The organism is Hyphomonas neptunium ATCC 15444, from assembly GCF_000013025.1.
GTDB classification, from domain to species: domain Bacteria; phylum Pseudomonadota; class Alphaproteobacteria; order Caulobacterales; family Hyphomonadaceae; genus Hyphomonas; species Hyphomonas neptunia.
This window is the reverse complement of sequence record NC_008358.1, coordinates 2819960-2833782: the sequence shown is the minus strand read 5'-3', so window position 1 is coordinate 2833782 and position 13823 is coordinate 2819960. Positions and strand designations below refer to the sequence as shown.

Sequence of the window (13823 nt, the reverse complement as noted above, 5' to 3'; positions counted from 1 at the left end):
GGAAACACAAGGATCAGAGCCATGGCGGATGCACCCGGCGGCGACAAGAAGGGCTGGAAGCCTGCGACCCAGGCGGTACGCGGCGGCCTGATGCGGTCCCAGCATGGGGAGATTTCCGAGGCGCTGTATCTGACCTCCGGCTACGCTTACGACTCGGCCGAGCAGGCGATGCGCCGGATGGCGGGCGAGGAAGAAGGCTTCGTCTATTCCCGCTATGGCAGCCCGACCAATGAGATGCTGCAACAGCGCCTCGCGCTGATTGAAGGCGCCGAAGCGTGCCGGGTGACGGGCTCTGGCATGGGCGCGATTTCGTCGGCCATCCTGGCGCCGCTTAAAGCGGGCGACCGGGTGGTGGCGGCGACCGCGCTGTTTGGCTCGTGCCGCTGGATCATTGCCAACCAGATGCCGAAGTTTGGCATCGAGGCAGTGTTCGTGGACGGGGCCGATCTTGATGCTTGGAAGCGCGAGATCGACAAGGGCTGCCAGCTGGTGCTGATCGAAAGCCCGGCCAATCCGTTGCTCGACGGCGTGGACATCGAAGCGGTCGCCAGGCTCGCCAAGGCGGCGGGCGCGCTGCTGGTGGTGGACAATGTGTTTGCCACGCCGGTGCTTCAGCGGCCGCTGGAAATGGGCGCCGATGTGATCGCCTATTCGGCCACCAAACATATGGACGGGCAGGGCCGCGTTCTGCTGGGCGCGATCCTGACGGACGCCAAGCGGATGAGTGATGTGTATGATCCGTGGCTGCGCCATATGGGGCCGGCGGCCTCGCCGTTTAACGCCTGGGTAGTGCTGAAGGGCCTTGAGACGATGCAGCTGCGCGTGGAAGCGCAGAGCCGCACGGCGGCGCGGCTGGCGGATGTTCTGGCCGATCATCCGGCGGTCAATGCCGTGCGCTATCCCCACCGCAAGGATCACCCGCATTATGAGGTGCACAAGCGCCAGATGAAATCGGGCGGCACGCTGCTCGCGCTGTCGCTCAAGGGCGGGCAGGACGCGGCGTTCCGCTTCCTCAACGGGCTGCAGCTGGTCGACATCTGCAACAACCTTGGCGATACGAAATCGCTGGCCTGTCATCCCTCCACCACGACGCACCGCGCGTTGAGTGATGAGGATCAGGCGGCGATGGGGCTTGACCGCAGCTGGGTCCGGCTCTCTGTTGGTCTTGAAGACGCAGATGATCTGGAAGCTGATCTTCTCGCTTCGCTTAACAGCTTGTGAACTTATGCCGGGGAAGGCTTGGCCCATGGCAAGACGCCCCGCTCCTCCACAGTATGAGGCCATCACCGATGGCGTGCGCATTCGTGTGCGCCCCAAATTCCTGCACGACGAATCCGAGCCGACGCGGGCCAAGTTCATGTGGCAGTATACGGTGGAGGTCGAGAATGAGAGCGACCGGACCTGGACCATCATCCGCCGGCATTGGCGGATCGTGGATTCGGCCGGGCGGCTTCAGGCGGTCGATGGCGAAGGCGTGATCGGGCAGACGCCGACGGTCGGGCCGGGGCAGCGTTTCAGCTATACATCCGGCGCGCCGCTGGCGACGCCTTCGGGCATGATGACGGGCACCTATGACCTCGTCGATGACGCGGGCGAAGAGATGGTGGCGATGATCCCCGCCTTCTCGCTCGACAGCCCGTACGATACGTCGCGGCCGAGCTGAACCAGACTTAGCGCCTGGTCTAGCGCATCGCCTCGGGCCGGCCGGGCATCTGCTCGCCGAGTTCGAGGACGCGGAAATTCTCGCGCATCATTTCCGGCGTGAACAGAAGCTGGAGATCACCGGGCGAGAGCACGCCCTTCCAGGCATCGATCTGGGCCGGAGAGCCTTCCGCAAAGAGCGTCGTTGCGCCCGCTTCCTCAACGAGGATGGCGCCATATTCCTGAAGCGCGCGCGCCACGATCTTGGCATTGGCCGAGAGGCGCGTGTTCTCGATGTCGTAGCTGGGGTCGAGCTGGATACGGGCGCCCATGGGCAGGCCGAAATGGTTTTCCGGGCGGTCAGGGCCAGATTCCAGCGCGCCGCCGGCCGGGGCCACAAAGCGGTCCGTGCGCGGCGTGGGATAGGCGAAGGCGAGGGCATGGTCGATGCGGCCGGCCTTGATTTCGTCAAGACGGATCAGGCCCGCGATCAGCGGAATGGCCGAGGGGCGCGAGGCGACAGCATCCGCGGGCGTTTCCGCCTTCATCCACGGAGAGGGAACGCCGGTGCCTTCAAGGTCGATGACGGCGCCGAAGGTGGTCAGCCAGTTGCCGTCTTCTTCGTTCATGCGCGGCTGGTGCATTTCCCAGGCCTTGCCGGCCTCGGGGTCGATCATGGCGAGGAATTCGGTGCCGCCGGCAGGGCCGGAGGGCGTGGCGAAATCCGGCGCCGGAATGCGCGTGCCCGGCTCAAAGCCACGGCCCTGAACGGTCTGGAAGATCGGGAAGACGCGGCGCTTGGGCGTCGTTTTGGCGTCTATGTAATAGGTCGCGACCGTCCATTCCCGGATGTTGATATAGAGGGCGTTGTCGCTGGCCACCTGGGCCATGAACTCGGTCGAGCCCGGATCAACCGGCGCGTCTGACGGGATTTTGGTGTTCCAGGGGCTGTCTGCCGAGAAGGGGCGCCAACCGGCCGGGGCCTGGGCGGCTTCGGCGATCTGCTGGGGGCTGGACGGGACGACCGGGGGCGCTGCTGTGCCGGTTTGAGCACAGGCCGCAAGGGCCAGAATCGACAGGGCGGCCGCGATTTCGGGTCTAAATCTGATCATATTTCCCTCCTGGGGACGTCTATGCCTCATCCGCAGGCAAGAAACAGGCCAATCAAAAAGCCGGGCCTCGCTGTGAGACCCGGCTTCAAGGTTAACCGATCAGGGGCCGTTTGGGCGTTACAGAACGTCCAGCATTTCGGCGACCAGCGGATGGCGGACCACATCGGCCGCTTCCAGGCGGATGACCGAGGCGCCCGAGAGCGCTTCGAGCTTGTCGGCAGCTTTGGCCAGGCCGGAGAATTCCGGCAAGAGGTCGGTCTGGTTCGGGTCGCCGGTGATGACCATCGTGGAGTGCCAGCCAAGGCGGGTGAGCAGCATTTTCAGCTGGGTGTAGGTGCAGTTCTGGGCCTCATCGATAACGATGAAGGCGTTGTTGAGCGTGCGCCCGCGCATGAAGCCGATGGGGGCGATCTCAATGACGCCTTCCGACAGCATGTGCTTGAGCTGAGCCGGGGAGAGCCGGTCTGACAGCGCGTCGTAGAGCGGGCGGAGATAGGGGGCGAGCTTGTCTTCCATGCCGCCGGGCAGGAAGCCGATCTGCTCACCGGCCTCAACCGCGGGGCGGGAGAGGACGATCTTGGAGACCGCGCCTTTCTGCAGGGCTTCGACCGCCTTGCAGATGGCGAGGTAGGTCTTGCCGGTGCCGGCGGGGCCCAGCGCGCAGACGAGGGCGTGGGTGTCCATGGCGGCCATGAGCTGGGCCTGGTTTTCGGAGCGGGGCTTCACCGTTTTCTGGTAGCGCTGGGTGCGGTCCTGCTGGGGGGCCATGTTGGTGACGGGGTGGGCGTCGTCCGGGTGCCAGCCGCGGCCGCCTTCGATGGCGTGGAGATGGGGTCCCTTGCTGCTGCGTGCCGGCTCGTCGAACCAGGCTGATCCGCGCACTTCTGATGCGGCTTTCAGACGTTTGGCAGGATTGCGTTTACCCATGGGAGGCCTCCTTGGTTGCAGGCATGAAAAAAGCCGCTGGCAGAAATGCGCAGCGGCCCGGTGAAACGTAGGAAGGAAAAGGAGCCGGCCTTGAAGGCGGCGAGCCCGTATCCGGAAGGAGCACTTCCGGCGGTGAGGTGAAAATGGGCGTCAGCCGAGCCATTGCCTCTCCGAATCTACGTTGACTATACAATAGCAGTATTATCGGACGATTAAGTGACATTCCGTGAGCGTAACGATTTGCGGGGCAGGAGGAGATTGAAATGGCGATTTACGAGATTGACGGGGTGGCGCCGCAGCTGCCGGACGAGGGGAAGTTCTGGATTGCCGGGAGCGCCGAGGTGATGGGCAATGTGGTGCTGAAAGAGAATGCCTCGGTCTGGTATGGCTGTGTGCTGCGCGGCGACAATGACCCTATTATCATTGGAGAAAATTCCAACATTCAGGATCTGACGGTGATCCATACCGACATCGGCGCGCCGGTGACGATCGGCAAGAATGTGACCGTGGGCCACCGGGTGATCCTGCACGGGTGCGAAATCGGCGATGACACGCTGATCGGGATGGGATCGACGATCCTCAATCGGGTCAAGATTGGCCGAAATTGCATCATTGGGGCTAACGCCCTGATTCCGGAAGGGAAAGAGATCCCTGACAACTCGCTGGTGATGGGTGCGCCGGGAAAAGTGGTCAAAGATGTATCAGAGATGCAGCTTCAGGTGATCAAGATGTCCGCGATCCATTATGTCGAGAACTGGCAGCGTCACGCCAGGGGCATGAAGCGCCTGGGCTGAGACAGCGCCCGGACAAGCGGGGACAAACTCGGACAGGCCGGGACGCGAACGCCCAGGGCGTCAGTTCGTGCTGGCGGGCTTCTGGCCGTGGATGTAGCGGACGGCGAACTTGTTGCCGGCCACCCGCACGACCTCGCCGACGAGATTGCCGACCGTGACGCGCTCTCCGACGAAGGGGGCCTTGCCGCCGGTTTCAAAGGCGGCGCCGGTGAGGGAGATGTCGGTGACGCTGCACTGGATGTGGCCGCCATTGGAGAGGTTCACGGTGGCTTCGCCGCTGGCCTGGTAGCGGGCTTCGCCGCGCTCTTCCTCAAGGCCGAGCTTGTCGCGGTTGAGAAGCCAGGTGAGGCGGTCGGCGAGCTTGTCGCGCTTGTGGGGGGAGGTGTGGAAGCGCACGGCAAAGCCTTCGGGCGAGACGCGCACCACATTGGCCACGACCCGGCCGACTTCATCGAAATAGCAGACGACCTGCTGGTCGAGGCCGGGGCGCTCGGAGGAGACGATGAAGGCGCCGTCGCAGGAGATGTCGGCCGTGCTGAGCACGTGATCTTCGCTGTCGCCGATCAGGAACCGGCCGGCCAGTTTGAGTTCGATCCGTTTGAAGCCGCGCCGGTCACGGCCCGATTTCTTGCCCGTTTCGGTGTCGGGGGATTGGGCGAGCGGTCGCGTCATGTCGCTACTTCCTGCTTAGCCGACCGCGCCCCCCAGCGCTTTTGTAGGCAAAATGTCACGCCTTTCAGATAGTTCATGAATGTTGACAATTGGTTGCTCAAGCCCGTGAACCAGTTAGCAATGACCTGGTTAAAAGCCGGGCTGAAAGAATGAGCCGGCGGGAGGAACTACCTATGGAAGCCTATGATTATGTGATTGTCGGCGCGGGCAGCGCTGGATGTGTTCTGGCCAACCGGCTTTCGGCCGATCCTTCGGTCAAGGTCTGCCTGATCGAGGCGGGTAAGAAAGACACCTCCCTTATGGTAAAGATGCCTGCGGGCGTCGGCGGCCTGATCAAACAGGCAAACGATCACAATTGGGGCTTCTTCACCGAGCCCCAGCAGCATATGGAAAACCGGCGCCTCTACTGGCCGCGCGGCAAGGGCTGGGGCGGCTCCTCCTCCATCAACGGCATGGTGTATATTCGCGGCCATGCGGGCGACTATGACCAGTGGGGCCAGATGGGCCTCAAGGGCTGGAGCTTTGCCGACGTGCTGCCGTATTTCCGCAAGTCGGAAAACTATGAGGGCGGGGCGAACGAGTTTCACGGCGCGCAGGGCCCGCTGAATGTGACCGAGAGCCCGCTTTCCGGGCCGGTCTATCAGGCGTTCATCAATGCCGGCAAGGAAGCAGGTTATCCGGTCACGGATGATTTCAATGGGGCAGAGCAGGAAGGCTTTGGCCGCTATCAGCGCACGATCTTCAAGGGCGGACGCTGGAGCGCCTCTTTTGCCTATCTGCGCCCCATCGAAACCCAGCGCCCCAATCTCAAGATCGTCTCGACGGGCGTGGTAACCCGTGTGCTGATCGAAAAGGGTAAGGCGGTTGGCGTTGAAGTGGTGGAAGGCAAAGGCCGCATTGCCCGCCAGATCCGCGCAGACCGTGAGGTGATCCTTTCGGCGGGCGCCGTACAGTCGCCGCAGATCCTGCAGCTTTCGGGCGTGGGTGATCCAGAAGAACTGAAGCGCCACGGCATCGAGACGAAGGTGAAGTCCACCGGCGTGGGCCGCAATCTTCAGGACCATCTGGACGTGACGGTGATCCATGACATGCCGTTGCCGCTGTCGGCCTATTCGTTGCAGAAGGGCCTGAAGAAGCTCGCCGTGGGCATGCAGTATCTTTATAACCAGACCGGCGCGGGCGCGGACAACTTCCTTCAGGCAGGCGCGTTCCTGTCGTCGCGCAGCGGGCTGTCGATGCCGGACATCCAGCTTCACCTCGTCAATGCGATCATGATGGATCACGGCAATACCGGCCCGGAGAAAGATGGGTATACGGTACATGCCTGCCAGCTGCGTCCGGAGAGCCGGGGCACCGTCATGCTGGCGTCAGCTGATCCGTTTGCCCATCCGGCGATTGATCCGAACTATCTGGCCACGGAAGAAGACCGCCGCGTGATGCGCGAGTCCGTGAAGATGGTGCGCGATGTGTGCCGCCAGAACGCGCTGAAAGCCTATACGGGCGGCGAAATTCTGCCGGGCGCCTCGGTGAAGACCGATGCGGAGATCGATGCGTTCATCCGTGAGAAGGGCGAGACGATCTATCACCCGGTCGGCAGCGTTTCGATGGGGCCGAATGAAACCAGCCCGCTGGACGGCGAACTGCGCGTGCGCGGCGTGGACGGCCTGCGGGTGGTGGACGCCTCTGTGATGCCAACGCTGATTGGTGGCAACACCAATGCGCCGACGATCATGGTGGCAGAGAAAGCCGCTGACATGATCCTGGGCCGGGCGGCAATGGCACGGGAAGAGGTTGCGCTGGCGCGGGCGTGATCTGCAGGCCACTTGACGCAATGTATCATAGAGTGATACGGAGTGTTCCGTGATACAGAGTACCAAGGGTAATCTGATTGAGCAGGTGCTTGAAGGAAGGCCGGGCAAGGGCTTTCCTTCAAATCTGTTCCGGGTTGCGGTGCGCAAGGTGGCCATGCTTCAGGCAGCTCATGCGCTGGATGACCTGAGGGTGCCGCCTGCCAACCGGCTGGAAGCCCTGAAGGGAAACCGGACAGGGCAGCATTCGATCCGGATCAACGACCAGTGGCGCATCTGTTTTATCTGGGGCGACATTGGCCCGGAAGATGTTGAGATCGTGGATTATCATTGAGAGGAGATGGCGATGACGACCTTGAAAGTGCCGGTCCATCCCGGTGAAATTCTCCGCTATGAGTTTCTCGAGCCGATGGGCCTCAGCCCGATCCGGCTTGCAAAACATATCCGCGTGCCGCGTACGCGGATTGAGCGGCTGATAAAGGAAGAGACGGCCCTGACGATCGACACCGCCAAACGCCTTGCCCGGGCTTTTGGCACGAGTGTCGAGTTCTGGATGAATCTTCAGATGAGCTATGACCTGCTCAAGGCCGAGGCAGATATTGATGTCTCGCTTATCGAGCCGCTTACTGCAGCCCAATAAGATAGAGTGTGAAACCTGGCACGGAGCGCTGAGGCTATAAGGTCTCAGCGCTCCGTCCGGGGATGCGCGCCGTTCTGGCGCGCTCAGCCCCCTGACCCCCGGCAAGGCCAGATCTACTTCAGCCTGCCCTTGCGGGCAGATGCTTATCTTGAGGCGACGAGGCGGAGTTTCGGGCCGACCTGACGGGTGTCTGGCGGTACGATCATCGAGACGCGGTGGCGGAAGACCGGCTGGCCGCCGAGCACACCTTCGCTGCTGAGGGTCTGGTACAGGCCGAGCATGCGGGTGCGCGCGGCACCGGCCGAGAGCGGCATCAGCGTGACTTCCAGTTCGGCGCGGGCGCCGGAGATGGTTTCGCCGCGGCCACGAATGACGCCGGGGCCGCCATCGAGGCGGACAGCCTCCAGGCAGGCGCTGACCATGACGCGGTCCGGACCGGTCCAGAGGTCGAGGAAATTCTGATTCGAGAGGCGACGGCCAACCAGCGAGGTGACCGCGTCACCGGCGGTGCGGACGAGCCAGGCGCGGTCGTCCATCAGTTCGAGCACAAAGATGCGGTCGATCAGGTCGGCATGTTCGGCAACGCTGGGGCCATTGACGGCGTGGCCGTCCGGCTCGTCCTGCATACGGCGCCAGGCGTCCAGAAGAACGCGGGTATTCGGGTGGATCGAGTGCTCGACCATAATGTGGATTGCTCCCGGTAAGTGGGGGGCCGCACCGGCCCGTTCGGGAACCTCAATCGCAATATCTGTTCCAGTTTGCGGCAGATCGCGGAATTCACGCGGCTGGCGAATAATCGGGCGTCAAAGCCCGGTTTCGTATCCCGGAGGGGGAAGAATCGGGGCGGGGCGATGCCGGGGCAGGCGGTGCCTGTGCCAGCGGCGTGGGGTACCGTTTCAGGCCGGAACAGTCGCCCCTGCACCACAAGCGGGCCAGGACAGTGCCTGAGCGAGACGCTTGCCTAGCCGCGAATCGCCTGATTACAATCACGTCATAATAAAAAGAAACGGAGCCAGACCTTGCCCTTCACCGAGGGCAGCGATGGCGAAACTGCCCAGCAAACTCCCAGGAAGGAAATTCCAAGTGTCCAATACGAACCCGGCATCCGCAGGCCACACGGCCCTGCGCGCGATGCTCTGCCTTGGCGTTGGCCTCACAGCTCTTTCGGCTGTCGCCGCGCCCGCCCTCGCCCAGGAAAGCGAGACTGAAGATACCCGCACCATGCAGACCGTGACCATCACGGCGACCAAGCGCGAACAGACGCTGCAGGATGTGCCGATTGCCGTTTCGGTGGTTGATGAAGCGACCATCGAGCGGGCCGCGATTGTTGACCTCAACGATTTGCAGTCGATCATTCCGTCGCTGCGCGTGGGCCAGCTGCAATCTTCGGCCAACACCAACTTCGTCATCCGGGGCTTTGGCAACGGCGCGAACAATGCGGGTATCGAGCCGTCGGTCGGCGTCTTTATTGACGGCGTTTACCGCTCGCGTTCGGCGGCGCAGATTTCCGACCTTCCGAATATCGAGCGGGTTGAGGTGCTGCGCGGGCCGCAATCGACGCTGTTTGGCAAGAACGCATCTGCGGGCGTGATCTCGGTTGTTACCAAGAAGCCGCAATACGAGCTGGGCGGCGTGGTCGACGCGACGCTGAGCAATGAGAATGGCTACAGGGCGAACGGTTATGTCACCGGGCCGCTGGCGGAGAACCTCGCGGGCGCTGTGGGCGTGACCTACAACAAGCGCGACGGCTATGTGGACGATATCGGCACAGGCACGGAGACCAACGAGCGTAATCGCTGGGGCATCCGCGGCGACCTGATTTTTGAACCCAATGTCAACACGACGTTCCGCCTGCTGGGCGACTATGACAATATCGACGAGCTGTGCTGTGCGGCCGGCAATGTCATCAATGGGCCGACGGGCGGCATCATTCAGGCCATCGGCGGGACGCTTGTTCCGGAAGATCCCTACAGCTACCGCGTGGCGTATAACCTTCCGTCCACGAACAAGGTGGATAATGGCGGGGTTTCGCTGCAGGGCGACTTTGACTTCTCCGGCATGCGCCTGACCTCGATCACGGCTTACCGGATTTCGAATCTGGAAACCAATCAGGACTCCGACTTTACCGGCGCCAACCTGCTGGGTGAGAACTCCAACAAGACCGACATCGACACCTTTACCCAGGAAATCCGCCTGACCTCCACCGATGGCGACCGCCTCGACTGGATGGTGGGCGGCTTCTATTTCGATGAGACGGTCGAGATCGAGAACGCGCTGCTGTTTGGCGATGATTACCGCAACTATGCCAACGCGCTGGCAGGCGGGCTCAACCCCGCAACCGGCACGATCACCGACATTCTGGCGGGGCTGGAAAGCGCGCTGGGCCTGCCGGTGGGCACGACCTTCGCTCAGGAAGGCCAGGGCTTCCGCGATGATGCCGGGCAGGACAACACCGCCTGGTCTCTTTTCGGGACGGTGGATTACCGCCTGACTGACCGTCTGACGGCGACGGTTGGCCTGAACTACACCGAGGACAAGAAGGACGCTTACAACAACATCGCGGCCAGCGATGTGCTGTCGTCGCTGGACCTGGTGGCCATCGGCTTTGCCCAGGCGCTGGGCGGCGTGGGTGTGGACGCAACAGACCCGGCGCAGGTCGGCGCGTTTGCGGCGGCGTTCCCGACGGAGTTCGCAGCCATCCAGGCGGCGGTTCAGGACCCTGCCTCCAATCCGCTGCTGGCGCTGCAGCCCTTGCAGTTCCTGCCGCCGTTCCTGGGCTTCCCGAACGTCGTCGAAGACGGCCGCACCAAGGACTCTTCGACGACGTACACGCTGCGTCTGGCCTATGACGTGAACGACAACCTCAATACCTATGTCTCGTACGCTACGGGCTTCAAGGCGACCTCGTGGAACCTGTCGCGCGACTCGCGGCCATTTGCGCGGGACTTCATCTCCGGTTCGCCGGTGACGAACCCGCCGTCCTCGCCGATTCGCGATGCGGGCCTTGCCCTGCCAAACCTGACGAGCGGCACACGCTATGCCGGCCCGGAAGATTCGGCGGTGTTTGAGGTCGGCCTGAAGGGCGTCTATTCGACCGTGGCCTTTAACCTGGCCTATTTCGACCAGACGATCGAAGGCTTCCAGTCGAACGTCTTCACCGGAACGGGCTTTGCGCTGGCCAACGCCGGCAAGCAGTCCAACAAGGGTGTGGAATTCGACGTGTCCTGGAACCCGATCAACGACCTGCAACTGGTTGTTGCCGGTTCGGTTCAGGACCCGGTGTATGACGAGTTCCCCAACTCTGCGAGCGGTGACCTGTCTGGCCAGACGCCTGCGGGCATTCCGGAAGTCGCCACATCGACAGCGGCGACCTACTTCTTTGATGTCGGCAGCTGGGACGCCTATGTCCGCGGCGACTGGCAATATGAGAGCCCGGTCGACCATTTCGACAGCGCGGCCGATCAGGCCCTCATCGGCGAGCAGAAGGAAGTCAGCACGTTCAACGCCTCTTCCGGCTTCACCAATGAGAACGGCCTGGGCGTGACGCTGTGGATCCGGAACATCTTCAATGACGAGTACATCACCACGGCTTTCCCGGCTGTGGCGCAGGCTGGCTCGATCATGGGGTATCCCAGCGCGCCGCGCAGCTATGGCGTGACGGTCCGCAAGACGTTCTGATCCGTCTGTCGCACATATATATATATGGAAAGCCCCGCCGCACTGGCGGGGCTTTTTTTGTGGCTCAGCGCGGCGGGCTGGCCCGGAGGGAGAGAATCGCCCCGGCAAGCACGGCCACCTCAAAAGCGATGAAACCGACATAATCAGGCGTTGGCGGAGGGCCCAGCAGCAGGGCGGCGGCCCGCGCGAAGACGTATCCGCCCATATATACAATGAGAAACCAGAGCGCGGGGAGGTTCAGGGAGGGCCTGAAGGCCCCGCCAGCGCAGAGGGCCGCGCCGGCCAGACTGACCCCGCCATAGATTCCCCGCAGCTCATACGCCCCGTTGGGGCCACCGACCTCCACACCGAGACTGGCTGCCATACCGATGGGATTGGCGAGCGCGACCGCGCCGAAGAGGGCGAGAAGGGCTGCGACGCCCCCGAGAAACAGCTTCACGTACATATAGAGAGATCTAGTTTCAGCGCCGGGCGAGGCAAATTTAACGAACGCGCCTACATAAAAGAGGCGAGGGGCTGCCCGAATCGGCGCGCCAATGAGCGGAGAAACCGAATGGACAGCCAGATAAAACGCCCCCCGATCATCAATGCGCCCCTCCCGCTGACGGTGTTTGCCGTAGTTTTGGTGGTGCTGCATGGCTTGCGGGTGTTCGCGCCGCAGAGTTTTCAGATCGAGGTGCTGTATCATGGCGCGCTGTTTCCGGAGCGATTCTGGGGATGGACCGATGGCCAGGTGATGACGCCCAGCGGCGTGCCGGCCTATCCCGGTGTGCTGGCGGCGCTGGCGCCCTTCGTGCTCAGCGCGCTGCTGCATGGCGACTGGTTTCATGTCATTCTCAACGCCGTATTCCTGATCGCCATAGGCAAGCCGGTGCTTGAAATACTCACGGTTCTGAAGGGCCGGTATGGCGCGGGCGTGATTGCAACCCTCTTTGTCCTGATCTTTATTTCGCAGGCCGGGGGCGGGGTGGTTTACCTGCTGCTGAACAACCCCACCGGCGCAATTGCGGTTGGCGCATCCGGCGGCCTGAGCGGCCTGATGGGGGCCTATTTTCTGATGCGGGACGGGGCCGCGGCGCGGCTGCGCAGCCGGCCTTTTCTGACGGTTACCGCCATCTTCATCATCGCAAACATGATCTTTGCCTTCGTCGGCCCGTCACTGCTGGGCGCGTCGATTGCCTGGGAAGTGCATGTGGGCGGCTATATTGCTGGGGCTGTTTTCGGGCGCCTGGTGATCTGGGACGCGGTACGCAAGCTCGATATATGAGCCAAAACAGGGCCATTTAACGCAACTTTCACGGGAGTCGCTTCGCTGGCCCCGCTATGGTATCCTTACGGAGGATGAGATGGCCCGAAGGCCGCCGCCTGATGGGAGGACTACATGATCATTGAACAGATTCTCAACGACAAAGGCCGCGAGGTCATCACGCTGCGGGCGGATGATACGCTCCGCGAAGCGGCCAGACTGCTGGACGAACGCCGCATTGGCGCCGTTGTCACGCTGGACGCTGACGGCGAGATCGTCGGTGTGCTGTCAGAACGCGATATTGTACGCCAGTTCGCCCGGCAGGGGGAAGGGGCGCTCGATATGCCGGTGGGCAATGCGATGACGCGCGCCGTCATCACGATCAGCGCAGACGCCGAGGTGGATGAAGCGCTGCAGCTGATGACCGACCGGCGCATCCGGCACTTGCCGGTGGTCCGCAACAGCCGGCTGACGGGCTTTGTTTCCATTGGGGATCTGGTGAAATGGAAGATCGCGGAGACCCAGGCTGAGGCCGAAGCGATGAAGTCTTACCTCTCCTCCCAGTTCTGAGACTTCTCCACAATTCGCAGTGAAGCTGTGGATTTCGCAGATTAAAGGGTTGCGGTTCTCCGGTGACCCCGATACATCGCGGCCTTCGCTGAACTGGACAACACGTCTGGCCAAGCGATGGCCGCCCAGCGGCCGCCGAACGGAAGAAAAGGGCTTGCCCTTTACATCGAACAGCGGCTATATGTGCGGTTCCTCTGAACGCCCGAACAAGTGGGCCGAGACAATCGGTCTAGGAGTTCTGTTCTCTTTTGAAGCCTTCCGCCTCCGGGCAGAAAACTGAGAAAGATGGATAAAAAAGGTTGACGAGGAAAACGGCGACTATATAAGCCGCCGCTTCCTGAACGCCCGAATTTCTGGGCCGAGACAATCGGCCAAAGAGTTCTGTTCGCTCAAAACCAAGCAGCCACCGATGCTTAATCGGCCAGCTGCAGAAGAGCGAAAAAAGGTGGTTGACGGGAAAAAAGGCGGCTGTATAAGCCGCCACTTCCGGACGGGGCCACGGCTTCTGAGGGACACAAAATTCGGAGCTTCGGTTCCACGCTGTTTGACATCGTAAGAGATAGGAAGAGAAACGCAGGCGGCGTGATGGCTTGCGGACTTCGCAAGAAGTCCAAAACGATCACGACGATGTGTTTCTTGAGAATTCTTTTTTCCATCGGGAAGGCTTCGGTCTTCCTTTTGTTTAAAAGGGTTCTCGTCAAAGAACGCAATACTTATGCTTATACAGCAAAGTAA

14 protein-coding genes are annotated in these 13823 nt (G+C 62.1%); 9 read left to right on the top strand and 5 right to left on the bottom strand.

What is annotated here, in order from left to right:
• Positions 1-21: 21 nt before the first annotated feature.
• Both metZ and apaG read left to right on the top strand, forming a co-directional pair.
• Positions 22-1221, top strand: coding sequence for an O-succinylhomoserine sulfhydrylase (gene metZ / locus HNE_RS13220; RefSeq protein ID WP_011647651.1), 1200 nt, complete (start codon positions 22-24; stop codon positions 1219-1221).
• Between the two features lie 25 nt (positions 1222-1246).
• Positions 1247-1663: a Co2+/Mg2+ efflux protein ApaG gene (apaG, locus tag HNE_RS13215; RefSeq protein WP_011647650.1), complete on the top strand. Its 417-nt coding sequence runs from the start codon at positions 1247-1249 to the stop codon at positions 1661-1663.
• Between the two features lie 19 nt (positions 1664-1682).
• On the opposite strand, the gene HNE_RS13210 is transcribed toward apaG, so the two are convergent.
• Positions 1683-2753, bottom strand: coding sequence for a hypothetical protein (locus HNE_RS13210; RefSeq protein ID WP_011647649.1), 1071 nt, complete (start codon positions 2751-2753; stop codon positions 1683-1685).
• A 117-nt stretch (positions 2754-2870) separates the two neighbouring features.
• A complete protein-coding gene (locus tag HNE_RS13205) occupies positions 2871-3680 on the bottom strand; it encodes a PhoH family protein (RefSeq protein ID WP_011647648.1) in 810 nt (269 codons plus the stop codon).
• 263 nt (positions 3681-3943) lie between these two features.
• On the opposite strand from HNE_RS13205, the gene HNE_RS13200 reads away from it, so the two are divergent.
• A complete protein-coding gene (locus HNE_RS13200) occupies positions 3944-4474 on the top strand; it encodes a gamma carbonic anhydrase family protein (RefSeq protein WP_011647647.1) in 531 nt (176 codons plus the stop codon).
• 60 nt (positions 4475-4534) lie between these two features.
• Here HNE_RS13200 and HNE_RS13195 read toward each other — a convergent pair whose 3' ends face one another.
• Positions 4535-5146 carry a PilZ domain-containing protein gene (locus HNE_RS13195; RefSeq protein WP_011647646.1) on the bottom strand — a complete coding sequence of 204 codons (612 nt, stop codon included), beginning with the start codon at positions 5144-5146 and terminating at the stop codon, positions 4535-4537.
• Positions 5147-5319: 173 nt separating this feature from the next.
• Between HNE_RS13195 and HNE_RS13190 the strand changes: the two genes are divergently transcribed.
• Genes HNE_RS13190 through HNE_RS13180 form a run of 3 tightly spaced genes read left to right on the top strand, consistent with a single transcriptional unit; the run spans position 5320 to position 7594 of the window.
• Positions 5320-6957: a choline dehydrogenase gene (locus HNE_RS13190; protein ID WP_011647645.1), complete on the top strand. Its 1638-nt coding sequence runs from the start codon at positions 5320-5322 to the stop codon at positions 6955-6957.
• A gap of 49 nt (positions 6958-7006) precedes the next feature.
• A complete protein-coding gene (locus HNE_RS13185; RefSeq protein ID WP_011647644.1) occupies positions 7007-7288 on the top strand; it encodes a type II toxin-antitoxin system RelE/ParE family toxin in 282 nt (93 codons plus the stop codon).
• 12 nt (positions 7289-7300) lie between these two features.
• The gene (locus HNE_RS13180) at positions 7301-7594 is read left to right on the top strand and encodes a HigA family addiction module antitoxin (protein ID WP_011647643.1); all 294 of its coding nucleotides are present in this window, start codon (positions 7301-7303) and stop codon (positions 7592-7594) included.
• A 143-nt stretch (positions 7595-7737) separates the two neighbouring features.
• Here HNE_RS13180 and HNE_RS13175 read toward each other — a convergent pair whose 3' ends face one another.
• Positions 7738-8277: a PAS domain-containing protein gene (locus tag HNE_RS13175; protein ID WP_011647642.1), complete on the bottom strand. Its 540-nt coding sequence runs from the start codon at positions 8275-8277 to the stop codon at positions 7738-7740.
• A gap of 400 nt (positions 8278-8677) precedes the next feature.
• Here HNE_RS13175 and HNE_RS13170 point away from each other — a divergent pair, with 400 nt between their 5' ends.
• On the top strand, positions 8678-11272 hold the full coding sequence (locus HNE_RS13170; protein ID WP_049755142.1) for a TonB-dependent receptor: 2595 nt from the start codon (positions 8678-8680) through the stop codon (positions 11270-11272).
• A 64-nt stretch (positions 11273-11336) separates the two neighbouring features.
• Here HNE_RS13170 and HNE_RS18755 read toward each other — a convergent pair whose 3' ends face one another.
• Positions 11337-11711: a DUF4345 family protein gene (locus HNE_RS18755; RefSeq protein ID WP_160162625.1), complete on the bottom strand. Its 375-nt coding sequence runs from the start codon at positions 11709-11711 to the stop codon at positions 11337-11339.
• Between the two features lie 114 nt (positions 11712-11825).
• On the opposite strand from HNE_RS18755, the gene HNE_RS13160 reads away from it, so the two are divergent.
• Entirely contained in the window at positions 11826-12539 is a 714-nt protein-coding gene (locus tag HNE_RS13160; protein WP_011647640.1) for a rhomboid family intramembrane serine protease, read from the top strand.
• Positions 12540-12653: 114 nt separating this feature from the next.
• Positions 12654-13088, top strand: coding sequence for a CBS domain-containing protein (locus HNE_RS13155; protein ID WP_011647639.1), 435 nt, complete (start codon positions 12654-12656; stop codon positions 13086-13088).
• The last annotated feature ends 735 nt before the right edge of the window (positions 13089-13823 follow it).